Source organism: Gloeocapsa sp. DLM2.Bin57, from assembly GCA_007693955.1.
In the GTDB taxonomy this organism is placed as follows: Bacteria; Cyanobacteriota; Cyanobacteriia; order Cyanobacteriales; family Gloeocapsaceae; genus Gloeocapsa.
This window is the reverse complement of sequence record RECR01000131.1, coordinates 1-24141: the sequence shown is the minus strand read 5'-3', so window position 1 is coordinate 24141 and position 24141 is coordinate 1. Positions and strand designations below refer to the sequence as shown.

Genomic DNA, 24141 nt, shown 5'->3' with positions numbered 1-24141 from the left:
TATTAGTATCGCTTCCTGCTATATTAGTATCGCTTCCTGCTATATTAGTATCGCTCCCTAGTACATGGGTATCACTCCCTGCTATATTAGTATCGCTTCCTTGTATATTGGTATCGCTTCCTTGTATATTGGTATCTCCAGCGAGCAAGATGCTCGCATTCCTTTGAGTGTTTTGAGAAAGCAAGATGCTCTTACTTAACCTTAACTTTTCCTCAATGACAGGCTCTAAAGCACTCTTGATTAACTGTCCGACTAATTCAGGGGGTGTATAATATGAACCTGTGGTTTTGCGATCGCTTCCTGTGACTAAATTAAATTGCCAAATCCCATCAATTTGAGTGACTTTAGGGGTAAAATCGAGCAAACTTTCATAGATACTGCCCAACTCTTCTACATCTAAAGCACCATAGTTAACTCGTCTTAATTGTCCCTTATTTTCATAGAGAGATAATTGTTTAATCGCTGAGATTAAATCGTGATTGTCGATGGCACAATCATCTAAATCAGCAAGGGAATGAGAACCAAATAAATCACCATCGAGAGGGGATAAACCTAATAACTTACCTCGCCAATTTTCATCAAATAACTGGAATGTGACTCGTAAACCTTGCCAATAATCTTGATAACCTTCCCTTCGATAAGTAGGTTGTTCTGCTAAAAGTCGTAAACGCTCTAAACTATAATATTCACGATAAATCCTAATCTTCTCAACATCATCGGTAGAGATTAATAAATTACGAGACTCCGCTACCATCAAAAATAGTAAACGGTAAATTAATTTCAGTAACTGACGATAATAAGTTGCACCATCTAAGGGCAAGACTTGAGAATTAGAGGGTAAGACTTGAGAATTAGAGGGTAAGACTTGAGAATTAGAGGGCAAGATGCCCTCACTACTGGGGTTTGTAAATGAAATAAATCTTTCACGTAAATGCCCATTATCAGGATGCTGTAAAAAACCTTGTCCTAAAAGTTTTAAAGCCGATTCAACCCCGTCTCTTAATCTGTCTCGAACTCTTCCACCTTGCTGTAAAGACTCTTGATGATAAAATTCCAACAAACATTCATCGGTATCATCAATACCTTGAGGCAAACGAGAGCGATGAAACAAACGATAAAATAAACCAAACTCAGCAAAATTTTCCCCTGCTAAAATCTGTTCTAAATCAAATTCGATATAAGTTAGACGAGTCATCAAACTGCTATCTCTCAACAATCGCCACTTTAAACCATTAGTAACTATTCCCCATAAATGCTCTGTGTGATTTAGATATTCTTGTAATAAAGCATGGGCAGATAAACGAGGAATACCAGTAGGAGGACGTTTTTCTAAACTTAGGCGACTGCCAATAATATGAATTGGAGGCTTATTTTCTCCTTCTTCTGTCCGATGAGATATCGCATAGGTTAAACCTTCTACTACTTCTGCTTTAGCTACATAAACAGGGTTATATCCCAAACTTCTCAATAAAGGAATAACCCATTGCTCTCTAGTAACAGTGGTGGTTAAATCATCTTCAGGTAAGCGATTTAAAGCCCGTTGCCAAGCCATCCAGTAAACTTGTGCATCTCCCCACGTTGTAGCGATTTCATCCGCTAATTTCACCGATTTTTGACAACCAAAACTTTCAGGGTTTTGCCCTTTGATTTCCCCCGTCAAGATTTCAGGAGTAATATCCGCAGCGATGAGATTACCTTGAATATCTAGTCCTGTTATTTTTTCGGTGACTGTCTTCATGGTTTTAGTTTGTCGATGATGATTCCTTAATACAATTCTATAACCATTTTGGAGTAGGAACATGGGAGTGCGAACATGGGAGTGCGAACATCTTGTTCGCTGGGTTTTATAACATTGTTCGCTGGATTTTGTAACATTGTTCGCTGGATTTTACAACCTTGTTTGCTCAGTTTTATAGCAGTGAGCGAGACGCTCACATTCCCTTGATAGAATTGGAGTAGGAACATGGGAGTGCGAACATGGGAGTGCGAACATCTTGTTCGCTGGATTTTATAACATTGTTCCCTAGATTTTATAACATTGTTCGCTGAATTTTGTAACCTTGTTCGCTCAGTTTTATAGTAGTGAGCGAGACGCTCACATTCCCTTGGTAAAATTGGGGTTAATTATTCGCGTTTTTTCTTTGGTTGTAAAACATAAACTCCTATAATATCCATTGGTAATTGGGGTTGTACTTTTATTTTTGCTTCTTTAGTTATATTTCTGACTCGACGATGAGATTCAAGCAATTTTTCGGCTCTTTTATGAGCGATTTTTTCTAATTCTTCTTCTAAATCTGGCAAACTAGCTAATAATTCTTCTATCTCCATCTTCTTGAATGGGAGAGGTAAATCTTCTATCGGTTCAGCTTTTTCTAGTAAAGATTGAGCTTGATTTAATTCTAACCATGACGGATTACGAGGAGAACCAGTAAATCCCATAATTAATGATTCTTCTGCTAAAATACTTTCAACTCTAGCACTATTTAATAAATATCTTGCTCTCAATAACAATAAAGTAGTTCGCTTTTCTACCACATCAGTAATCGTAAAACCACAACGAGCGGCTAATGACTCTTTGTTAGTTACAGATGGGGTTAAAGCATCTTCAAAAATATAACGGGCTAATCCTTCCACTAAAGGATGATTTCGACCAATATATTCAACACCTTCTGGTGCTGGACTGGTGAAGGTAATTTGTCGTGAATTTGTCCCTAAAATTGGTTGTAATGGTTGAGGTATGGAGGGGATTATCCAACCTTGTTTACTGCGTTTTAAGGAGCAATTAAACTTAATACAGGCATTTTTGACAAACCTCTCCACATCTTCTTCATTGCCTAAAATAGCATCTGATTCAATTAATTCTTGTTCTACTTCTGTGGGTTTAATCGCCCGTTGAGCGAAACGAGTACGACTTTCTTTTTCTTGGGAGATCGCCAGATCCCAACTTTTATTAATTTTTTCTACTGCTGACTCATCTTCATCAAATAAATCCAATAAAGATAACTGTTTAGCTTCAGTGGAGCGCTCAAATAGAGACTTAAAAACTGCTTCTGAAACAGTTTCACTATCCATCGGTATAGGAACAGTAATACCTAAAGTCTTGTGAATAGTAACTGCTTTGCGAATTAAAACATCTAAAACTGCACCATCAACGGGATTATCTTGCCCATAGAGTAAGTAACTTTTTACTACTTTAGCTGTTTGTCCATAACGATCTATTCTACCCTCTCTTTGTTCTAATCGATTAGGATTCCAAGGTAAATCATAATGAATAACTGCTTGAAAATGGTCTTGCAGGTTAATCCCTTCACTTAGGCAATCTGTGGCGACTAAAATTCTTTGAGAATATGTCGTTAACTCTGCTAATCGAGCTTCTCTTTCATCTTCTGATAATTCTCCAGTAATAGCAATAACTCTGGTGGGGCTATTTTTTTTGTTCTCAAATAAAGCTTTTATTTCTTGAGCAACATAATTGGCAGTGGCAATAAAACGACACCAAATAATAGGATTAAAACCTTCTTGCAATAAAGATTTGACGATAGAGATTGTTTTTTGAAGTTTGGTATCCTCTTTTCCTTTTATTTTATTTGCCCCTTCAATAAATGCTCTTAATTGACGGCGGTCGCTATCTTGATAATAACGTTGACCTTGTTCTATGGCAATGGTTGGTTGAGCATCGGTTACTTGTTCCTGTTCTGTTAAATCATAGAGATAAGTAGCTAATAACTCATCATCTAATGAAACAATTTCTGTTGTTGAATTGCTAGTTTTTTGGATCTGTTTTGCTAAAGTGGCAATAGCTGCCGCAGGAGAGGACATAACACAACGAATCAAAGCCAATGCTGACCAATAACGCCCTCTTCTTTGAGCATAGCTCATATCTTCATTGGTGGTTATAACTAATTTTCTCGCAAAACTATAAACATCTTCAAATAACTCTTTATAAGCTTTAGACAATTTATAAGGTTGTTCTATAGACTCTCTTGAGGGAAATGGTGTTTCATTACCTAACCATCGCTTCACATCTGCTCTACGGCGTTGAATAAAATGAGTTGCTAATTGAATTCTTTGTTTTTCTGTTAATTGAGATAATTCTAATTGAGCAAATTGAGGATTTAATAATCCTAAAATAGATAAAAAAGATTCTTCAATTCCACTATGAGGCGTAGCTGTTATCAACAATAAATGTTGGTCTGGTTTTTTGGCAATTTCTTGTATTAATTGATGACGCTGTTGTTGTTTAGTTTGCTTATTTCCTGAATCAGAACAACTATGAGCCTCATCAACAATGATCAAGTCTGGACAATGAGCTAAAAAACTGCCACGACGGCGCTCGGATTTTGCGTAGTCTAAACTAACAATAATATGACGATAATAACTAAAAATGTGGTGTTCACTACTAGGGAGAGAGCGTTCTAATTTGCCGACTGTACCTGAACGTACCACGATAGCATCAATATGGAACTTTTCTCGTAATTCCTTTTGCCATTGATCACATAGATGAGGAGGACAAAGAACTCCTAAACGCTTAATTTCTCCTCTATCTAACATTTCTTTAGCAATTAATCCAGCTTCAATAGTCTTGCCAATACCAACATCATCGGCAATTAATAAACGTATCGTCTCTAAACGTAATGCCATTAATAAAGGTACTAACTGATAAGGACGAGGTCGCACTGATAGCCTTCCCAAGCAACGAAAAGGACCTGCACCATTTCTTAAACTTAATTTGGTTGCATCTGCTAGTAATTTAGCTGCATTTAGATCTTGTATTGATTCAGAGTTCGGTAAGGGAAATTGTGCCAACTCAATTTTTTCTAATCCCAAAGATTGATAAATTCCAGCTATTTCATTTTCGTTTCCGCTTAATGGACGTAGCTGTATTAAATCCTCCCTCGTTGACGGTAATACTATCCATTGACGTTTGCGACAGGTAACGATACAACCAGGATTAAATTTAATATCCATAATTTTTACCAAAAAAATGGGTTTAAAGCCTCGCCCTTCTAGGGCGACTTTCGTGAACTTGTGCTATAATCAGTTTATATCTTTATATTAATGTAATGTTTGTTCTCGAATTTAAAGCTAGAACCCCTAAACCTGCTCAAATCAATTCTATCAATGAAGCAATTCGCACTCTCCAATTCGTGCGCAATAAGGTGCTTCGTTATTGGATTGATAGCAAAGATAATGGAAAAGCCTCTTTATTCCGATACAACACAGCATTAAGAAAAGAATATCCCTTTGTAGAACATCTCAATTCTACCGCATGTCAGGTAGCAGTTGAAAGAGTTTTAATTGCCGTTAATAAATTTTTTGATAACTGTAAGAAAAAGATAAAAGGGAGAAAAGGTTATCCTAAATTCCAGAAAAATAACCGTTCGGTTGAATATAAACAGTCAGGTTGGAAACTATCAGAAGATAAAAAGAAAATAACTTTCACCGATAAAAAAGGTATAGGTACTATTATATTAATTGGTTCTCGGGACTTAAACTATTATCAACCAGAACAAATAAAAAGAGTACGTATAATTAAAAGAAGTGATGGTTATTATATACAATTCTGCATTAATTTAGACCCAAGAGACACAGTTAAACAGTTAGAACCAACTAAAAAGACTGTAGGTCTGGATATGGGTTTAAAGTATTTTTATGCAGATTCAAATGGAGAGATAGTAGAAAACCCAAGGTTTTATAGAGAAGCCGAAAAGAGATTAAAGAGACTAAATAGACAGAAATCTAAAAAGTTTCGTCAAGGAAAAAAACAATCCCATAACTACTTAAAAGCTAGAAATCGATATGCTCGTAAACATTTAAAAGTAAGTAGGCAGCGAGAAGAGTTTGTCAAGAGAGTGGCACTCCGTGTAGTTCAGTCTAGCGACTTGATAGCCTATGAAGATTTAAAAGTTAAGAACATGGTTAAATCTAAACTAGCCAAGAGTATAAATGATGTAGCATGGACAACCTTTAAAAGATGGTTAGATTATTTTGGCTATAAATATGGGAAGGCAACAATCGCAGTACCTCCCCATAATACTAGTCAAGATTGTTCTAACTGTGGGAAAAAGGTACAGAAATCTTTATCTACTCGTACTCATAAATGTCCACATTGTGGCTATGAAGCAGATAGAGATGTCAATGCTGCAATAAATATATTGAAAAAGGGATTAAGTACCCTGGGGCGCAGGGAAGCTTTTAAAGCTTGGGGAGATGATACCGCTACTTTGATTGAAGCAATTCTGTCTGAGCAAGTAGCATCTATGAACCAAGAATCACCGCACTTTTAGGGCGGTGAGCGTCAATCATTAAAATGGCAATATGCGGAATGCGGGCTAAAAAGGAATATTCAATAACTCAACAGCGCGTCGTTTCGCCTCTTCCCCCCGGCGATCGTACCTCGCTGTTGTAATCGGTGAAGCGTGACCTGCTAATTGGGAAACTGTCACCAAATCAACCCCTGCATCTAAAAGATTACTAATAAAAGTACGACGGCAATCGTGGGGTGAAAACACTTTAATTCCCGCTTCCTCTCCCCTCTTTTGCAGAATATACAATACCGCTTGGTCTGTCATTCTTCTTCTGGTTATTCGTTTCCCCTTGCTAATAGGATATAAAAATGGTCCACTTTTTACACCTCGATACTTTAACCACTGTTGTAATACTTGATTAGCGTTTTTAGGTAAATAAACCGTTCTGTCTTTCCCCCCTTTACCACTCCTTACCTTTAATGTACCTGTAATCGGGTCAAAATCCTTTAAATCTAAAGCTACTACCTCCGCCCTGCGTAACCCCGTACCTAGTAAAATGGCTAGCATCGCTTCATCTCTACGCCCTGTTTTGCTGTTGTCCTGTTGACATACCTTGACTAAAGCTTTAATCTCCGATTCACTCAAAGCCCTACCCCTTAACTCTCGGTTTTCTCGCACACTATCAATTGCCACCGCCTCTTCATAATCACTCGCCGAAATTAACTTTAATTTTTTGGCTTCCTGTAACACCCTTCGCAAAGCGCACAACATCTGATTAACGGTTGAAGGAGCATAGGTTTCACACAATATAGCTCTTACAGTAGCTGTATGTTGATAACGTAAAGCCCCCCAATTGAGAGTTAAATGGTCACAACTTCCTTGAGTTAATAAACTTGAGATACCATCTAAACACCTTTTCATTGTCCTCACAGAACGTGGTCGTAACTGCTGTAGATAAACATGAGCTGGATGTTGAGTTAATGGAAGAGGAAATGGTAATTGTAGGGGATGAGTTGACGCGGTTGACGCTGAAGATGACTCCTGGATATGTTTGTTGCTTTTCATAGTAAGCAACTACAAAGCGAGATGTAGTTTTAAAGCCGCCTCTATATCCTTCATTAATTCTTCCCTTAAACAACCCACAACATTAGTCTCAATCCGCTGCTTACTGATGGTACGTATTTGTTGCGCTTGCACTTTAGACAATTTTGGCAAACCACTATCAGCGGGCTGAAGCATAACCTCAAAAGGATAAATAGAAGAAGTATTGGAAGTAATCGGCAAAATCGTTATTGTCGAACTAACACGATTATTAATATCATTACTAATAATTAAAACAGGACGGCGCTTACCCATTTCAGACCCCAATGTAGGATTAAGTTGAGCGTAATAAATTTCACCACGTTTCATCGGTAAGTCCATCGGCAATGGTTATATCCCACTCTGTATCAACCTCAGCATCAGCCTGTCTGTAAGCAAGTTCAAGTTCTTTTTCTTGTAATAAGATTAGTGCCTTTTCAATGACATGAGAACGAGACTTACATTTATTTGTTGTTTGATAATGCTCAATAAATCTCATCAGGTCTAATGGTATAGAAATCGATAATTTCTGTGACTGCATAATCCTACCAACTAGTAAGCATTCTTTTTACTACTTATTTTAACTTTTTTTCCTATTACATAAATAAAAAAATGGCAATATCTCATAGAACAGCCTTCGCTGCTATAAGTTTGTTATACAAAGCAGGATCAGTGGTTTGTAGTGGTTGGGGCATAGCGTCAAATGCCTCTTCCTCTGCTGCTCAGTAAGCGTCAATCTCAGTACCATTGGCAATATAGAAGGCGATCGCTCCATAAACCTGTTCAAGGGTCAGCAATGGAAAAGATTGAACAATGCTTTCAGGCGATAGTCCTTTAAGGATAAGCATAAACAATCGAGTCAAGAGAAATCCGAGTTCCCTCTACCCAATAGGCATCGCTTCGGTATTCTACATAAGATTTGGGCGCTAAAACTGGCATATATTTTACTGTCAAAAATTCTAATCAATTTCGTTCCAGCCGATAAATTAAAGAACAAAGGAGAGGGCTGATGGTCAGGAGGTGGTGCTGCTATAACTACCAAATAGCACCTCCTATACCCTTAGCTTCTGCAATTACCCTCATTTTAAATCCTTGTTTTAAAGCAGCTACTGGGGTTAACCCATCTAAAACCGCATTTTTGCACATAAACCAGTTTAGTTTGGCAAATTCTGATTTTATCGATAGACTTTTTAGTACTGCTGGTAAACCATCAATCACACCGTCTGCTCCTTCTGGATCAAATTGCCAAGTCGGAAAAAGAAGTACACCATTATCGCGTACTGCTAACAAAGTTTTATTTTTCAATCGGTCATGAGGAGTTTGTCTAGAAGTCCCCAGCAGTTTGGCAACTTGAGGAGCTGTCAAAGAATTTTCTAATAGTTCTCGCCGACGTTGAAAATAATAAAAAAGTGTGTTCATTTCCAACTCAATTTTTTCGGCTCTTGAGTAGTTACGCTTCTTCGTTAAATCTTCTATCAAGCTTTTTTTTTCCTCCGGTGCATCTACTAAAGTCTGCTTAATTTTTTTGATGCCCTGTACTAAAACCTGATACTCTTCTTGCTTTAAACTTTGAAGTAAATTTGTGTATTCTTTTGCTTCAAATTCAATTGTTGCTTCTGCCATCTTCTTTTATCCTTGTAAGAGATGTCAATATTTTTATGATCTCCTAAATTGGTAAGAGATGTCAAGCTATTCTCCAAGAGAACTTAATAGTTACTTGTGATAATTAATTCTTCTGCCACGATATAATAATGATAAAAGGTAAATTTTCAACGTTTTCAAATATTTTTGATGACTTTTCAAGAAGATCCTACTCGCTCTCAAATAATCACACAGGTGTTAGAAGCGAGAAAAAAAAAAGCTGAATTTTTAGCTCAGATGCGCCAACGACAGCAGGAAGGGTGGAAAGTTGCCCGCTGTTGTGCACGAATTCTTAAAGAAGAATTTAAAGTGCGACGAGTTGTCTTATTTGGGTCGATGCTCAACCATGAAGAAATGTCTCCTCAATCTGATATTGATTTAGCCGTGTGGGATTTGCCAGAAGAAGACTTATGGAAGGCGGGGGCGGCAATAGAGAGAGGGCATGATTTTTCAGTGGATTTAGTGGAAGTTCAAAAAGCTAAACCTCATATTTTAAAAGCTATTGAGAAGGGTAGAGAACTTTGAGTAAAAACGAGTTAATAGAGCGAATTGAGGTTGAAATAAGGGAGATTAAAGAGATAGTATCGCAAACTGAATTATTTGTTCGACAAAAACAAATAACTGAGGCTGAAATTTATCAAGAAGCTTTGAGTAGTGCAATTTCGCTGAATCTCCATAGTTTTTATACAGGAGTAGAAAGAATTTTGGAATTAATTGCTCGAAAAATTGACCATTGGAAACCAACAGGGGAACAGTGGCATCGACAATTACTAGAACAGATGAGCATAGATCTTCTATTAATTCGACCCGCAATTATTTCTGAATCAACACGCAGTAGATTAGATGAATTTCGTCGTTTTCGCCATGTAGTTCGCAGTATCTACGCTTATCGAATAGAAGCAAATCGCGTTGTTGAACTAGCTAATCAGCTTCCAGATTTGTTACAAGAATTTGAGAAAGAAATTCGACAATTTATCACTTTTATCCAGGGGAAAGAGTTATAAAAGAAGTATATAACTATCCAGCGATCGCTTTTAAACACCTTTTCATTGTCCTCACAGAATGGGGACGTAATTGCTGTAAATAAACATGAGCCGGATGTTGAGTTAATGGTAGAGGCTCTACCAGTTGTAAGGGATGAGTACTTTTTACAACCGATGACGTCCTAGGTGGCGGTGGCGAGTTATTGTTCATCAACCTTTTGACTTAAGGTGTCAGTTTTTCTTATTACTGACAGTGGAGATTACTTGTGATAAGAACACTTTTCATAAGTAATAATTAGAAGGCAGAGGCTCTAGGGCATAATTCAGAAGGCACAGGAGGCAGTTCTCATCAAGAAAGGAAGAAATGCAAAAGAAGGAGGATCTCGGTAGTGATAGTTCGATAGGTTAACTATCTAGCCAATTATTTAAATGGAGGTTAGCAATATTCTCAAAGTGACGAGTATTATCAGTCACTAAAATATCATTACGAGAACGAGCCACACCAGCAATTAAAGCGTCTAAATGCCCTGTTGGTTTACCAATTTTTCTTAACTCTCCCTGAATTTTACCGAATTCGAGAGCCGCTTTTTCATCAAAAACAACTAGCGGTAATTGACTGACAAAATGGTTGAGAGTTGCTAAATTTTCCGTAACTTTAGTTGAACAATAAACTCCTTTATATAATTCTCCTAATATTAAAGTTGATAAATAAGATTGTTGATATAAAGAGCTAAAATTATCAACAGCATTTATTTTGCCTTTAAGAATAGCTATACATATATTAGTATCTAATAAATACATAATCCTTTAAACTCAAGCATATCAATCTAAATTTACTTCTCTGCCACAATCTAAATGTCTTTCTTTATCTATTTCATTAAAAATTTCAGTAATTTCTTCATCATTTTTCCAAACACCAATTACTTTTTCTAATTCTTGCCATTGTGTTTCTTTCTGAGAGTTATCATCGGGAATATCTATTAAAACTTCTAAGCCGTCAGGAATATTTATAGGTTCTAATAATTCGATTAAGTTTCCTTTAACAACACCTTTAATTTTCATTTTTTATCTCCCTGAATACATAATCGCGCTAGTGGTGGCAGAAGGCAGAAGGCAGGTAGGATTGAGGTATCTAGGTTTGATATAATCGAAACAACAATCATCATCCCTTCTAACTTCTTTCCTTCTATTTATGAGTTATCGAGAACAATTTATCTGGCAACGTGGCATTCAACTTTCTATCAACTGCTACCATTTAACAGAAAAATTCCCCAAGTCGGAATTATATGGATTAACAAGTCAAATTAGACGGGCTTCTGTTTCTGTACCCTCTAATATAGCAGAAGGTTACGGAAGAAAAACTAAAAACGAATATATTCAATTTTTACATCTGGCTTTAGGTTCTTTAAGAGAACTAGATACACAACTAATTATAGCTAAAGAGGTAAAACTAGCTGATATTAAACTATTTCAACCAATTTTAGAAGAAGTAGATAGAATGCAAGCTATTTTAGTATCTACTATTCAAAAATTAAAGTCATGAGGAGGCAAGAGTTATTTAGCGAGTGGCAAGAGGCAATTTTGATTCCACAGTTGAATCTTCTTCTACCCTCTGCCCTCTACCTACTGTCTTCATTTTCCTCCTGCCCCCTGCCCCCTGCCTCCTGCCTCCTTCTATGCGACTACCAATAAATCTAATCCGTACCGATGGTGGTACTCAAGCTAGAGCTAAAATTCACCACCCCACGGTGATTGAATATGCACAAGCTATGCAGTCCGGGCATCATTTTCCCCCTTTAATTATCTTTTTTGATGGTAGTACTTATTGGTTAGTAGATGGGTTTCATCGTTTAGAAGCTTCTCGTCTGCTCAAATACTCAGAAATAGAAGTTGATTTGAAGTTAGGGGATTTAAGACAAGCTATTCTCTATGCTGTGGGAGCTAATGCTACTCATGGGTTAAGACGGACAAGAGCAGATAAAGAACACGCAGTTAAATTGTTATTGGAAGATGCTGAGTGGGGTTCTTGGAGCGATCGCGCCATTGGCAAACATACAGTAACAAGTCATGTTTTTGTGGCTAAAATTCGCTCATTATTAACTGGTAACGTTTCCAGTCAACGAACTTATACCACCAGACACGGCACAGAAGCCATCATGGATACCGCTAATATTGGTAAATGGCAAAAGAAGGAGGATGATTCTGAATCAATAAAACTATCTCCTGAGCTTTTAGAAAAATTAAAAAGAATTCAACACAAATGGAATACTGAAAGTTTAGAAGAGACTCTTGAGAAAATCTTAGATACTCATGAACCAACAAAATTAGTAAATGTAATCGAAACCAATATTAGAACATCTGAAAATAGCAACGAGCAGCGAGCGCTATCTGAGTCATGGCAAAGATGGCTAGGAATAGATCCAGGACTCGGCACAGTTAGGTGGGCAATAGTAGAAGGTGATGCGGATAATACTGATTTGCCTTTATTGGTAAACTATGGCACGATTCAAACAACTCCCAAAGAAACCACATCAAAGCGATTGTCTGAGTTAGAAGTGGATCTATTGGAATTGCTCAGAGAATTTAGACCAACTCATTTGGCTTTAGAACTACCTCTGATGAGTGACAATATGAATCTGACTCGTAAAATAAATGAAGCTGTGGGGGTGATTGAATTAGTTTGCTATAGAGAACTTAATCTCACAAGTGTTCATCTCTATCCCTCGATGTGGAAAGCCCACATCGGCTATGGACGTGCCGATAATGAAGAAGTTACTGATACCGTTTCGGGACTATTTAATTTAGGTACGGTAGGTAAAACCAGACTAGATGCCGTAGCGATTTCTTATGCTGGATTTTGTGGAGTTAAAATTGATTAAAAAAATGGCTTTTAAGCCTCGCCCTTTTAGGGCGACTTTGGTTTTGAGATTATTTGCTTAAACTATTTCATTCCAATCCCGAAAGTCCAAAAGAAACTATAAAAAAATAGTAAATTTTCCGAAATCCCCCTCTCAGTCACTGTTGTTAAGGATAGTAAAGATTTTAAGATGATTTTAGAATGGATTTAACAGAACAGATTAGAAATAGAGACTTAAGAAGGTTAGCTGAATATTTACTAGCAATTAAACTAGCTCCTCAAGACTACTTAATACTAGATACTGAGACAACAGGGCTAGGCAATTGTGAGATTATCGAGTTGGCTTTAATAGACTTAACAGGACGAGCGCTTTTCAATGAGAGAATCAAACCAATCAACCACCCTATAGATCCAAAAGCTCAAGAAGTACATGGCATAACTTTAGAAGACGTCCAGGACTGTAGAGACTTCTTAGAGGTATGGGATCAGGTATTTAAACTCATTAAAGGTAAGACTCTAGGACCAGCCCTTTCAAGGTGTTGGTTTTTTGAGCATATTTTGGGTTAATATTTTATTAGTGGACACATGAGGTTTCTTTTTGGGTCGTACTCGTTTCATCTTAGAACGAATCTTTTTAGGACCTCTTGCATGGCGTTGAAAAGTTTTCAGATTAACTTTTTTAGCTAAATCACGAAGGTAATTAGTTAATTCCAAAAAGTTGAGTTGACCAAAAAATTTCCATTGAGTAGGAGGAATAGCAATCATCATTCCTCTGTAAGTTCCACTAATTTCTAAAGCAAGATAGTAACTAGAAACTTCTTTTTGAACTATTTCTGTGCCATGAACTGCTCTAAGAGCAGCTAGAACAACTGAAATAAGATTGTAGGCAACTAAAGCTAGACAAAAAGCCAAGAGTGCAGCTTTTGGATAACCTAAAGTTTTAATCTCACAGTTAAAAGTAACTGTTAAGATTTGAAATAAAGTTTCAATAGTCCATCTTTTACGATATAACTTGGCAACTAAAAGAGGATTAGCTTGATTGCTAGATAAGTTGGTGAGAATAAATATTTCTTGAGCACCATCACGAGTTGGTTCTGACAAAATTAATTTAATTCTACGAATTTGAGATAGGTAACCACCTTCATCACTAATACTAATAGTTTGTTCAAAAACTTTCCCTTCTTCTACTGTGCCAATATAACGAAAAGTCTCTCTAGTTTGTTTAGGAAGACATTTGTGTTCTCTAATGACAAAAAAAGCAGATCTAGAAGCAATTTCTTCTAAAAAGTTTAAAGTACAAAAATTTCGGTCTGCTATCCATACATCATCTTCCTCTACAGTTTTAATAACATCAGGTAGTAAGGAACGTTCTTGAGCATGACCATCTTCACAAGGAAACACATCTATTGCCAACATTAAACTTGGGTCTAATACTACTAAAGATTGACCAGGTAATGGCGCGCTATTACAGGAACGTAATGGTTTTAAACGATGTTCTGTTGCACCAAGTGTGTTACCATCTAAGATTTTGATTCTGTGCCCTGGTATCGAGTCTGGCAAAGTACCTTGAAGATATCGAATGGTTGCTTCCATTTCCTGAGCTGTTTCTCTTACAAGTTGTGCACTTAAAATAGGATCTGTAGCATTGAGCTTATTATAAATAGAAGTCACAGAAACATTGATTTCTTTTGATTTGGCTTGATAAACTGAGTGAATTGAAGGATAAATACCACAAATTACTAAACTCATCATTTCTACTATGGTAGAAAACATTAATTCTTTTGTGTATTGGTTTTGACGGTAATTTTCAAACAATTGATCAAGTTTTTGAGGTGAGAGGATTTTTTCCATCAATCCACGAACCATAACTGAAACGGGTGTTTCTTGTGAAAATCGTTCAAATACTTGCCCTAACTCAATCATAGTCATTTTTCCCTACAACTCAACTATTTTTTTACTCAACATCACAATACGGGAAAAGGCAACACCTTGAAAGGGCTGCTCCTAGAGACTACAGAATTACATACTATTTTGCGACTACCTACAGGGATTTTTTATAAGCAAGGAGTAAAAGCTAATGTTATCTTTTTTGATAATAGACCAGCATCTAAAGAGGCTTGTACTAGAGAGATTTGGTATTATGACTTCCGTACTAATATACACTTTACATTAAAGAAAAACCCTTTAAAAAGAGATGATTTAGCCGAGTTTATCAAATGCTATAACCCCGAAAACCGCCATCGTCGAGAGCAAACATGGGGAGAGGATAACCCAGAAGGACGGTGGAGAAAATTTAGTTATGAAGAGCTAGTAGCAAGAGATAAAACAAGCCTTGATATTTTTTGGCTAAAAGATAAAAGCCTTACTGATTTAGATAATTTACCAGACCCAGATACTCTAGCAATGGAGATAGTCGAAAACCTAGAGGCAGGACTGGAGAATTTTAGAACTATTGTGTCGGCATTAAATGAGTAGGGTTAGCTATAAGATATAAATTAACTTAGTTATGCAACTTAATCAGATAGAAATTCAATTATTCTTTTTTTTCTCCAAGAATTTTTTGTTTTATTCTTGATAGAGAATCATATCCTATCATAGCTGGTAAATGGTATTCTGCTTTTGTTGAAAGTAGTATAGATTTAAAATGTAGCTGATATTTGTCAAGAAGGGTTTTTACTAATATTAATCTATCCTTTATGGTATGAAATTTATTATTATTTATGTCAGCTTCTATTTTAATTCTTTCTAAAGTATTTAATCTATGGGAAAACTCGTTTCTATAATTCTCTAACTGCTCTAAAGTATCTTTATCTAAAATTGATTGATTCCATTTTTCTATATCTTCATGCTTTGGAGAGGTTATTCCATAAGTATCTCTTGCTTTTTTTCTTTTATTAAATAAATCCTCTCTTACTTTTTCTGCTATAAATTTTTCTTCTTCTGGATTTGGTTTTCTCTTATTCCCATTTTCATCAATTATTCCTGCACATATTATTGTATCATCTACTTTGCTTACTTCAGATAAAACTTTTCCATTATTTTTAATAGTTTTAGTTATTAGAGATTTTTGTTTTTGAATACCTTCGTATAAGGAATAAGTATCAATACATAAGAACATTACTTCATGGTCTAATCGTCTTAATCCTTCAAAAAAACTTCTCTGTTCTTTGATATAATTAGCGTCAGGAGCATAAGCATTATAAAAATCGAGTTCTGCTTGTAGCTGTTTTTGTCTTTCTTGGAGATTAAAAAGAACTCTCAAAACAAGTTTTATTTCTTCTAAAGTTATATCTAAGGTCATTTTAGTTGTCTTTTACTATGTAGTAACTACTATTATATACACTTAAACATTAGTTTGCACAGTAATATATAGTAACTAGTACGATAAACTCCGCCAAACACCGACAGGATTAGCGACACTGTAAAGGCATATTGTCGTAGTTAAACTACGACTACATTCTTCCTTGATTTTGATAGCCTCTCCTTATCCTGCGTTTAACTACATACTGGTAAAGGTTTTTAGCTTCCTCTAGGCTTTGGCAAGTATTAAAATCAGTCTCGGTAAGTATCTTGAAAAAATAACAAAAAACAAATTTTATTTATTCACGCTCAAAATCGAGTTTTTTTGTTGTTATAAAATGTTCTCGGAGCGATCGCGCTTTAAAATAAGTTTCTTTGGCATACTCATAAACATTTCTAGCATTAACTTCTGGAGATTGTGAGAGAATTCTTAAAACATCTCTTTCACCTTCACATTTTCCAATCAGGCTAACTGCAACCGCGAGATCCACCTCGGAATTAGTACTGTTTTCAAAACCTGGAGAACTACGAACTTCAGCAACCAACCTATCATAAATCTTAGTGGCGAGCGCATTCTTGTGACTCAGTTTAGCAGTAACTTGAGAAGCAATCTTGGCAAAATATTCAGCATCCTGTATAGTAAGATTGTCAGTAATAACCTGCCAAGTATCATCTTTTAATATGGCAGTCATCTTGACCTCTTGACTTTGAGCGTCAGAAAGAGATAAAGTTGAGGTTGAAGCAGACCAAGAAGCTGTATAAATAGTACCAGTAAAACTGTCTGTGTCCTTCAAAGAAAGAAAATCCTTTAAAATTGGGGCGACAACTTCACCAAACCTCCTTCCCTGGTTCTGATAGTCGTCTAAAACAACAGAATCAAGCTTGTTCAACTCATTTTCGGGAAATTCAGGGATCGGAGGTATTGAAAAAGTCAATAAATCATCAGATAATCTCTCTTTTTCCTTTACCTGCTCTAAATCTTGATAATAGGGACTAATTGTAGTTACATCAGTAAGATTGGCATTCAAAGGCTGACCACACTGTGCAAAAAGTGTATTTTTTACTGATTCTGGCACATCTGATTCAACCATCCTGAAAACAACATAACCCCTTTGAGTCTCCATCTCAACAGTAGCATCATTAGACTCTAACCGTCTAAAAGGAACATTCTTTAACCTCAACCACTTTTCAGTGGCATCTGCAAAATTAGCATCAACCACCAAACCGAAAGTCGGATAACTTTTCTCCTCTCCTGAAGGTAATCTCCAAGTCTGGTCTAACCTCTGCAACTTCGTCGGTTGCTGCTTGAGTTTATTTAATAATCTATCAGCTTGAATATCCTGATTAGAAGGCGTATCTAAGTCCGAAAAAACAGTACGCCATTCTCCTATCTGTGGATATTCCAGAGAATCTGCTTTTACTTCCAAAATAGCTACCGTAAAATTAGGAGAAATACTCGCTTGAAAAGTTTTTCCATCCCCCCAAAGTCCTGCTTGTTGTAAAGCTTTCCTTGAACTTTGTTGATTAGCCGTAAAAATCCCTGCTAACTTCCATTCTCCATCTATTTTGACTTCTACTCCTAGGTCATGGGTGATTTTGGGAGCTACTATATCTAATTGTAATGTAACACTTTCAGTTTGAAAATCTTTATCTTTGATTTCGCTTGTCTTTGTCAACTTAACTTTGAGAATATTACCATCATGTAGCTCAGCTAAGATATAGCCCAACTCCCCTTGAGAGTAGCTATTAAGATTGGCTTCAAACTCAGTACCTGCCTTATGCAAACCTAATTGATTAAGAATATCTAAACTATTAGCATCAAGTTCCCCCAATAATTTATCGTTAAGCTTGATAACAGCAATGGGTTTTTTAGGAACAGTTAGAGAGCGAACTTCATACTGTTTGCCAGATTCAAATTTATATCCCGACAATTCGCAATCGCCTGCCTTACCATAAGTTATCGGTTGATTTATACGAGGGTGATTAATCTCTAGATTGGCAGTAGCATAATTATCAGCGAAGATTACACCTTTCCCTTGAGTTCCATTAGGTAATTGCCCACTTAAACTGCTCAAACAAGCCAAAGGCTTTAACTCATCCCCCTCTCTACTCATCAACATTGTATATCCATCAGGATTTAGACATATCTCAAAATTGACTTCTTTGGGTTCACCCGAAAGAAGCTCAGGAGCATAATCCTTAACTCTGGTTAACTGCAATCTTCTTAACTGAAACTCCTCCAATTGTTTTTCAAGCTCATTACCAAAAGCAGCATAGACAAAATTAGAAACCTTCTTAACTTTCTGTTTCTCCTCCTTGCTAACTCTCATAGTTTCCGTTGAGATATGCCATGCTGCCGCCGCATAAGCTTTTCTCTCATCCCTTGGTATAGTTTCAGAAAAAGCACGGGCATAATCATAAGCTTGCCTAAACAGTAATTTAACCTGTGACTCTGTTTCTGGTGACTTCAAATTGACTGTGCCAAGATAAGTACTCATCCCCCCTTCTAACCCTAACTCTTCTCTACTGAACTCACAAACAGTACCTAAAGGTTTATATCGCTTCGCTCCGAAGGCAGAGGGCAGAGGGCAGGAGGCAGGAGGTTGGGTTGTCGGTTGAGTAGCCCTATTGTCATCCCTTGTTTTGGGTGTAAGACCCCCATCAGAATCTCTGATTTGATGGTCTTCAATTGCATGCAGGTCAGAATCCCCCAGTAATTGTTCCCTTCTGCCCTCTGCCTCCTGCCTCCTGCCTTCTTCATAGACAGGCGAAGCATTCTGTATCTGCTCGGGAACTTCAGCAATAGCTAATAGCTTATGATATGTATTGCCCGTTGTGTTAGGAACTAGCTTTATATTTAAAGGTTCACCTTTAAAAGCAAGAGGATGATTGAAAAGATTAAGATTGGTAATTTCAATTGTTGCACCAAGAGCGGTGATCCCCACTAACACTGGACCTCTTTCATTCCTATATTTACTATTCCTTTTGAGTGCAATGCCGAAAATTCGGTCAAATTCCTTCTTAGCAGCTAAAACTTTGTTAAACTGCAGAGGATTATAATCAGAGGGAAATAAGTCTCGAAACTGTTCAGGTGGACGAGATACCAGCGCCGATTCACTGAAATAACGGTTAGCTTGACGTACCATCAATTCTACGGGTGAGAAACCCTGAACATTAATAATTTTGTCCCCACTACCGTACAATCCTAAACGCTTCTTATCCCTGATATAATTAGGAATACGATAAAGTATCCTATTATTATTTCTAATACTATCTACATTGGGAGCGCGATTCGACTTAAAGATATCCACCGCCAATTGGTTTTGATATCCTGCTTCTGCTACCATTTCATGATACAAATCACGGTTAAGCTGCATCACTTGTCTGACAGAATTATCATTTAACTCACCTGATGCAAGAGACAATATCTGAGTTATCTGTAGAGCATATTTCTGAGGTAATGGTTTAGGATTTTCCTGTCTTGAAGCTTCATCGATTAGTTTTTGATAATGAGCAGCAATGGTTTTAACATAACTCTCTCTATCTTGAGGAGTTCCATATTGATTTAATATATCAATCTCCGATTCGAGAGCCTCTATAGCAGTAGCATGATTGTTAATGACTCCCACGCTAATACTATCAGACATAAAAATGGCAATCTCCTCAAATTCCGGTTGACTTCCATCCTGTCTATAGAAAGAAACCTTTTCCTCCTTTTTAACTGGAGCATAAGCATTTTCAGGCAAATTACGTATTTTAGCTTCTTCAGTAAAATAGGGAAATTGAAGAGCTTCAACTACTCCAAGACAATCTCCATCATAATCACGTCCTTGTCTTTCTGATTCTGTCTCTAGGGGTATCTCTTCGGTTGGAGATAAACCTGCTGCTACAAGATCCTCAATCCTTGCTTCAATGCGGGCTTTATCCTCATCATTGACAACAATTACACCTTCAAAAAAATTCCCATTAGGCGCTCTAGAATCCTCAACCAATCTGTTGACAGAAACACACATTCCATTAGAGTTGAGAAAAGGCGAGCGGAAATTAAGAACTTCTTTCCCTTCAGCAATCCAAGGAACACAAATCTCACCATGCTTTAAATCCTTAGAAGGTATAATCATCCCTCTATCAAAATTAATAGTTTTTCCGAGCGCTATTTCTAACCACTCTCTTTGTAAAAATCTTTGTAATTCAGCAATTATTTTGGGAGTTTCTAACAACTGACAATGACCGCTGCTCAAATCAGCCTTAATTAATCTATATATTAAACTCTCGCTCTTATCTTCATTGTCAATTTCTTCTTCTTGAGTATCTTCTGTCTCAGTTTCTCTTGTGTCAACTAGAGTTGCCATACGCAGTTCATATCTTTCACAATAATATTGAGCTAAAGCACGAACATCATTCTGAATTTCGGCAAGTTTTTCGGCTTGGTCGCTAAGATCTTCCATAAAATCTTTGACACCATTAGGAAATGAAGCATGAAGTTGAGAAAGAGCTATTTTACCTCTAGCCGAAAGTTCTTTTTCCCCTAACCAGAGATTGACAGAATATAAACCTGGTTTGAGAGGATTATTTTTCTTATCTCCCCCCTTAAAACTGCTAATAGGAACAATGATATCAATGTCAGGAATAGTCCTAGATAAATAATCTAAATTTCTCAAATATTTGGGAGCAAAAGTCCCTTTAGCAAAGCGAAAATCATCTTTTATACCCATCCTATATTGAATTACTTTATTAGAAGTTCCCGTCAATTTTTTAGCCAATTGAGGAGCTATTTTACCGTGGCAATCCCCTACCTGTCTCCAAGCAACCTCTAAGGGAAGTATTCCCCCATTCTCGCCTGTTGTATCATCTACAATTAATATGTTTGTCTTGATTTCAAGAGCATTCTTACAACTTCCTAAAAAAATAGAGCCATAAGCTCCTCTATCTTTTCTATCAGGACATAATTTTTCTATCGTCTCCAAACAATCTACATCTCCATATAACAATCTCGTTTTAGAGCTAAAAAGCAAAACTTGACCTGAAGGATGATTTTTTAAATCTGATGCTGTGCAACGTTCATCTATATGTCCAAAACTAAAACTTTTTTGAGGAAAATAAGCCTCAAGAAGAGTATTATCTAGTTTTTCTGTTAGAATTGATTCAGGATTATTGAGGTTACCATCAATATGTATCCATTGATTGAGACGGCAATCAAAATGCTTGATTTCTAAACTCATAACAAAAACTTCATTGTTACTTGATAAGGATTATTGGTAATGGCTAAAGCTTATGACTACTGGGATATTGTAACTAGAGAAAATTACAATCCCGATGGAACTATGAAAGAATCTTATCGAAATAGATTAATAGCTCGTGGTTGTGATTTCTTTAAAACCTTGCACATGGAAATGCAAAAAATAAAAGAAGTTGAGGAATTTGAAAAAATGGAGGAAAAGTTTAAAGAGATAGGTGGTGGTCAAACTTACTCAGAATTTCTTGACAAAAGCAGCAACAAAGAATCAATCAGTCAACAGAATCGCAGACAGCAAGAAGCTCTTAGAGAAGGTGCAGAAATATCAGAGCTACCTTATGATATAGACCCTGATGATTACTACAATTATTACAGTAGTTACACATATTAGGAACGAACTTTACCTTCTTTGATACTAATTCTACTAGAATTTATGTCAAAAAAGGGAAGAGGGAAAAGGAAAAATTTCCAGTCAACTTTCCGAGTAAGTTGGAGTTATTAATTCACTTTAAATCAGTTCTATGTTCAATTAATCGTTGAACCTTCGGGAAACAAAACTCAACCAATAGCCGTAGGTATTGACCCTGGAAAACTCTTCTCAGGGATAGGTGTTCAGTCATCGAAATATTCTCTGTGGATGGGTCATTTAGAACTACCATTTAAAACAGTAAAAAAGCGAATGGAAGACCGTCGCATGATGCGTCGAAGTAGAAGAGGAAGACGGATTAACCGTAAATTACCCTTTGAACTGAGAGCACATCGTCAAAAACGATTTAACAACCGCAAACAAGGTAAATTACCACCATCGATTAGAGCTAACAGACAACTAGAATTAAGAGTGGTTAAAGAACTCTGTAAACTCTTCCCTATCACTGATATCTACTTTGAGTATGTTAAATGTTAATAAGCTTTATCTTTAAGCGATCTGCCCTTCTGACAGCGCTACGCGAACGCTTACGATGGGGTATGAAGGCAAAATAACCTATTAACAGTGATAATTTTTTAATTTAGTAATGTTGTATTAACAATACACAATTTTAATACAAAAAACAATCTAAACGGCTTCTTCTTTTGAAAGGAAAGAATCGATCGCCATTCTGACCAAATCGGGGACGGTGCAGTTTTTTTCTTCTGCCAATTTTTTTAACTTTTCTTTGACATCGGGATAAACCTGAGCTTTCACCTGTTCTGATAAAGGATACAAGCGTCCGTAATTAGCTTTATATTTTGTTCCAAAATCAGGATTTCCCCCAGGTCGTGCCATTGATAAAAAGCGCTTATTTATTGAACAACCTCTATTATATCCCACTTTTCTCACTTCAAAAAGTACTCTAGAGAAGAGAATTGCTGTCGGGCTAATTTTAAAGCTTAATAGAGCCGTACAGGGCTATAATTAGATTAGGCGATTTGTTATTAAAACCAATGCAGAAGGGGAACTTATTAAAACAGTTATCGGAGCAGACACAAGCCCCCAATTTATCTAATCATCAGTCTTTGATGACTATGCAAGAGGCAAAAAGGTGTATTCATGAGATAAAAAGGCACGCTCAAAAAATTCGTGAGCTTCTACTTGATTTAGATGAAAGAAAAGGTTGGGAAGCTTTAGGCTATAAATCTTTACGCCAGTGTATTGTTGCTGAATTTGGGAAATCTCAGTCTCAGCTATATAGAGAATTAAAAGCCGGAAAAGTCCAAAAAATAATTTCGCCCATGGGCGAAATTTCTGAACAAATTCCAGAGCGTCAATTGAGAGAACTAAGTAAATTACCTGAAAGTCAATGGGTAGAAGCACTAGGAAGGAAGCGATTTCTACCGCTCCATCATCAGGATTAACAGTCTCTCATATCAAAAAAACAGTAAATAAATTTCAGCAAGAGAATAATTTGGAGGGAAAATTTCAATTAGGCGATTGGGTAAAAATTCAAAGTTCCACAAAAAATGGATTCGACGGAAAAAGGGGGGTAGTATCTTTAATAGATAAATATCAAATTGGTGTTATTTTAGATTTAGAGTCCAATAAACCTAGAACCGTTCGATTTTATCCCAACGAATTAATAAAAATTAATACGGACTACGATGAAATAAATCAACAACTATGGAACGGTGAATATTTAGAGCCAAATAATCAAGTTAAAGCTTCAAATCCCCCTCAATTTCAGCCTGGTGATTTAGTTTGGATTGCCTGTCCTAAAAATGCGGACATTGAGCAACGGCTTTTGAATAGACATTGGGGTATAGTGAAAAAGGCGGATGTGACCGTAACTGTCCAGGTCAAGGGTAAAACCATGAATTATCTGAAGGGCGATATCAAAAGGGTAAAAGAAAACTCGGAAACTCTAAGAGTAATCGCAGAAAAAGTTAATAAGCTTTATCAATGTCAGGATTTAGACGAATTGGAAGAAGAATTATTAGGTTTTTTTACAACCAGAGATGAATTTAATGAAAAACAACTCAAGTTACTAGATTATATTTGGCGCCAACATTATCGAGACTTTACTGATTGTTAAGGTGTTCTTACCTGTACCTCATATCTTGCACTTGATGAGACAAAGTTTTAAACCATGTTCATAAAACCAGGGGTTTAATAACTTTAATTTTCTTAAAAGATAGAAGAGCAAAATATTTGGAGTGACAATTATTTCAATAAACGAATAAACCCTGCTTGCTCAAAATGTACATCATTAGTTAAGGCTTCTAACATTCCTCTTTCCTTCATAATAATAAAACTTGAACAATCGACTAGGTTGAGTCGAGTGGAGGTATTACCCTCCGACCCTCTCAGTTAGAACTGTACGT

Annotated in this window: 21 protein-coding genes and 4 pseudogenes; 11 read left to right on the top strand and 14 right to left on the bottom strand. The window is 36.5% G+C overall.

Going from position 1 to position 24141, the window contains the following annotated elements:
- Window positions 1–187: 187 nt before the first annotated feature.
- Window positions 188–1552, bottom strand: a pseudogene (locus tag EA365_16380) (restriction endonuclease).
- A gap of 572 nt (window positions 1553–2124) precedes the next feature.
- Window positions 2125–4968, bottom strand: a complete 2844-nt coding sequence (locus tag EA365_16375) for a DEAD/DEAH box helicase (GenBank protein ID TVQ41963.1) — start codon at window positions 4966–4968, stop codon at window positions 2125–2127.
- A gap of 95 nt (window positions 4969–5063) precedes the next feature.
- On the opposite strand from EA365_16375, the gene EA365_16370 reads away from it, so the two are divergent.
- Entirely contained in the window at window positions 5064–6287 is a 1224-nt protein-coding gene (locus EA365_16370) for a transposase (GenBank protein ID TVQ41962.1), read from the top strand.
- Window positions 6288–6332: 45 nt separating this feature from the next.
- Here EA365_16370 and EA365_16365 read toward each other — a convergent pair whose 3' ends face one another.
- The 5 genes and pseudogenes from EA365_16365 to EA365_16345 form a co-directional block, all read right to left on the bottom strand.
- Window positions 6333–7313 (bottom strand): site-specific integrase, encoded by a 981-nt coding sequence (locus EA365_16365; GenBank protein TVQ41961.1) that lies wholly within the window; start codon window positions 7311–7313, stop codon window positions 6333–6335.
- 9 nt (window positions 7314–7322) lie between these two features.
- Complete coding sequence (locus EA365_16360; GenBank protein ID TVQ41960.1) at window positions 7323–7658, bottom strand: type II toxin-antitoxin system PemK/MazF family toxin; 336 nt, start codon at window positions 7656–7658, stop codon at window positions 7323–7325.
- A complete protein-coding gene (locus EA365_16355) occupies window positions 7645–7869 on the bottom strand; it encodes a CopG family transcriptional regulator (GenBank protein TVQ41959.1) in 225 nt (74 codons plus the stop codon). The genes EA365_16360 and EA365_16355 overlap by 14 nt, the downstream gene beginning before the upstream one ends.
- A gap of 181 nt (window positions 7870–8050) precedes the next feature.
- Window positions 8051–8267 (bottom strand): annotated as a pseudogene (locus EA365_16350) (DUF433 domain-containing protein).
- A gap of 96 nt (window positions 8268–8363) precedes the next feature.
- Complete coding sequence (locus EA365_16345; protein TVQ41958.1) at window positions 8364–8951, bottom strand: DNA-binding protein; 588 nt, start codon at window positions 8949–8951, stop codon at window positions 8364–8366.
- 168 nt (window positions 8952–9119) lie between these two features.
- Here EA365_16345 and EA365_16340 point away from each other — a divergent pair, with 168 nt between their 5' ends.
- Both EA365_16340 and EA365_16335 read left to right on the top strand, forming a co-directional pair.
- The gene (locus tag EA365_16340; protein ID TVQ41957.1) at window positions 9120–9494 is read left to right on the top strand and encodes a nucleotidyltransferase domain-containing protein; all 375 of its coding nucleotides are present in this window, start codon (window positions 9120–9122) and stop codon (window positions 9492–9494) included.
- Window positions 9491–9973 carry a hypothetical protein gene (locus EA365_16335; protein TVQ41956.1) on the top strand — a complete coding sequence of 161 codons (483 nt, stop codon included), beginning with the start codon at window positions 9491–9493 and terminating at the stop codon, window positions 9971–9973. Before EA365_16340 ends, EA365_16335 begins: the two co-directional genes overlap by 4 nt.
- A 384-nt stretch (window positions 9974–10357) precedes the next feature.
- Here the strand turns inward: EA365_16335 and EA365_16330 are convergent, their stop codons facing one another.
- Together EA365_16330 and EA365_16325 are read right to left on the bottom strand one after the other, a co-directional pair.
- Window positions 10358–10753, bottom strand: a complete 396-nt coding sequence (locus tag EA365_16330; GenBank protein ID TVQ41955.1) for a type II toxin-antitoxin system VapC family toxin — start codon at window positions 10751–10753, stop codon at window positions 10358–10360.
- Window positions 10754–10774: 21 nt separating this feature from the next.
- Window positions 10775–11014 carry a hypothetical protein gene (locus EA365_16325; protein TVQ41954.1) on the bottom strand — a complete coding sequence of 80 codons (240 nt, stop codon included), beginning with the start codon at window positions 11012–11014 and terminating at the stop codon, window positions 10775–10777.
- 130 nt (window positions 11015–11144) lie between these two features.
- On the opposite strand from EA365_16325, the gene EA365_16320 reads away from it, so the two are divergent.
- The 3 genes from EA365_16320 to EA365_16310 all read left to right on the top strand — a co-directional run bounded on the left by EA365_16320 (window position 11145) and on the right by EA365_16310 (window position 13376).
- Entirely contained in the window at window positions 11145–11495 is a 351-nt protein-coding gene (locus tag EA365_16320) for a four helix bundle protein (protein ID TVQ41953.1), read from the top strand.
- Window positions 11496–11628: 133 nt separating this feature from the next.
- Window positions 11629–12831, top strand: a complete 1203-nt coding sequence (locus tag EA365_16315; GenBank protein ID TVQ41965.1) for an endonuclease — start codon at window positions 11629–11631, stop codon at window positions 12829–12831.
- Window positions 12832–13010: 179 nt separating this feature from the next.
- Complete coding sequence (locus EA365_16310; protein TVQ41952.1) at window positions 13011–13376, top strand: 3'-5' exonuclease; 366 nt, start codon at window positions 13011–13013, stop codon at window positions 13374–13376.
- On the opposite strand, the gene EA365_16305 is transcribed toward EA365_16310, so the two are convergent.
- A complete protein-coding gene (locus tag EA365_16305; GenBank protein ID TVQ41964.1) occupies window positions 13341–14729 on the bottom strand; it encodes an IS4 family transposase in 1389 nt (462 codons plus the stop codon). The two genes, EA365_16310 and EA365_16305, sit on opposite strands and share 36 nt — an antisense overlap.
- A 69-nt stretch (window positions 14730–14798) precedes the next feature.
- Here EA365_16305 and EA365_16300 point away from each other — a divergent pair, with 69 nt between their 5' ends.
- Window positions 14799–15284: a hypothetical protein gene (locus EA365_16300; GenBank protein ID TVQ41951.1), complete on the top strand. Its 486-nt coding sequence runs from the start codon at window positions 14799–14801 to the stop codon at window positions 15282–15284.
- A gap of 58 nt (window positions 15285–15342) precedes the next feature.
- Here the strand turns inward: EA365_16300 and EA365_16295 are convergent, their stop codons facing one another.
- On the bottom strand, window positions 15343–16110 hold the full coding sequence (locus EA365_16295) for a hypothetical protein (GenBank protein ID TVQ41950.1): 768 nt from the start codon (window positions 16108–16110) through the stop codon (window positions 15343–15345).
- 298 nt (window positions 16111–16408) lie between these two features.
- On the bottom strand, window positions 16409–21331 hold the full coding sequence (locus EA365_16290) for a hypothetical protein (GenBank protein ID TVQ41949.1): 4923 nt from the start codon (window positions 21329–21331) through the stop codon (window positions 16409–16411).
- 39 nt (window positions 21332–21370) lie between these two features.
- Between EA365_16290 and EA365_16285 the strand changes: the two genes are divergently transcribed.
- Complete coding sequence (locus EA365_16285) at window positions 21371–21736, top strand: phosphoribosyl-ATP pyrophosphatase (protein ID TVQ41948.1); 366 nt, start codon at window positions 21371–21373, stop codon at window positions 21734–21736.
- 117 nt (window positions 21737–21853) lie between these two features.
- Window positions 21854–22243 (top strand): annotated as a pseudogene (locus EA365_16280) (hypothetical protein).
- Window positions 22244–22399: 156 nt separating this feature from the next.
- Here the strand turns inward: EA365_16280 and EA365_16275 are convergent.
- Window positions 22400–22609 carry a CopG family transcriptional regulator gene (locus EA365_16275; GenBank protein TVQ41947.1) on the bottom strand — a complete coding sequence of 70 codons (210 nt, stop codon included), beginning with the start codon at window positions 22607–22609 and terminating at the stop codon, window positions 22400–22402.
- Between the two features lie 158 nt (window positions 22610–22767).
- Here EA365_16275 and EA365_16270 point away from each other — a divergent pair, with 158 nt between their 5' ends.
- Window positions 22768–23178, top strand: coding sequence for a hypothetical protein (locus tag EA365_16270; protein ID TVQ41946.1), 411 nt, complete (start codon window positions 22768–22770; stop codon window positions 23176–23178).
- Between the two features lie 50 nt (window positions 23179–23228).
- Window positions 23229–23852 carry a hypothetical protein gene (locus EA365_16265; protein TVQ41945.1) on the top strand — a complete coding sequence of 208 codons (624 nt, stop codon included), beginning with the start codon at window positions 23229–23231 and terminating at the stop codon, window positions 23850–23852.
- 128 nt (window positions 23853–23980) lie between these two features.
- Here the strand turns inward: EA365_16265 and EA365_16260 are convergent.
- Window positions 23981–24088 (bottom strand): annotated as a pseudogene (locus tag EA365_16260) (VapC toxin family PIN domain ribonuclease).
- Window positions 24089–24141: the final 53 nt, after the last annotated feature.

Coding starts and splice junctions, on each gene's coding strand:
- EA365_16375 (TVQ41963.1), bottom strand. CDS start 4,968: ATGGATATTAAATTTAATCCTGGTTGTATCGTTACCTGTCGCAAACGT.
- EA365_16370 (TVQ41962.1), top strand. CDS start 5,064: ATGTTTGTTCTCGAATTTAAAGCTAGAACCCCTAAACCTGCTCAAATC.
- EA365_16365 (TVQ41961.1), bottom strand. CDS start 7,313: ATGAAAAGCAACAAACATATCCAGGAGTCATCTTCAGCGTCAACCGCG.
- EA365_16360 (TVQ41960.1), bottom strand. CDS start 7,658: ATGAAACGTGGTGAAATTTATTACGCTCAACTTAATCCTACATTGGGG.
- EA365_16355 (TVQ41959.1), bottom strand. CDS start 7,869: ATGCAGTCACAGAAATTATCGATTTCTATACCATTAGACCTGATGAGA.
- EA365_16345 (TVQ41958.1), bottom strand. CDS start 8,951: ATGGCAGAAGCAACAATTGAATTTGAAGCAAAAGAATACACAAATTTA.
- EA365_16340 (TVQ41957.1), top strand. CDS start 9,120: ATGACTTTTCAAGAAGATCCTACTCGCTCTCAAATAATCACACAGGTG.
- EA365_16330 (TVQ41955.1), bottom strand. CDS start 10,753: ATGTATTTATTAGATACTAATATATGTATAGCTATTCTTAAAGGCAAA.
- EA365_16325 (TVQ41954.1), bottom strand. CDS start 11,014: ATGAAAATTAAAGGTGTTGTTAAAGGAAACTTAATCGAATTATTAGAA.
- EA365_16320 (TVQ41953.1), top strand. CDS start 11,145: ATGAGTTATCGAGAACAATTTATCTGGCAACGTGGCATTCAACTTTCT.
- EA365_16315 (TVQ41965.1), top strand. CDS start 11,629: ATGCGACTACCAATAAATCTAATCCGTACCGATGGTGGTACTCAAGCT.
- EA365_16310 (TVQ41952.1), top strand. CDS start 13,011: ATGGATTTAACAGAACAGATTAGAAATAGAGACTTAAGAAGGTTAGCT.
- EA365_16295 (TVQ41950.1), bottom strand. CDS start 16,110: ATGACCTTAGATATAACTTTAGAAGAAATAAAACTTGTTTTGAGAGTT.
- EA365_16290 (TVQ41949.1), bottom strand. CDS start 21,331: ATGAGTTTAGAAATCAAGCATTTTGATTGCCGTCTCAATCAATGGATA.
- EA365_16285 (TVQ41948.1), top strand. CDS start 21,371: ATGGCTAAAGCTTATGACTACTGGGATATTGTAACTAGAGAAAATTAC.
- EA365_16275 (TVQ41947.1), bottom strand. CDS start 22,609: ATGGCACGACCTGGGGGAAATCCTGATTTTGGAACAAAATATAAAGCT.
- EA365_16270 (TVQ41946.1), top strand. CDS start 22,768: ATGCAGAAGGGGAACTTATTAAAACAGTTATCGGAGCAGACACAAGCC.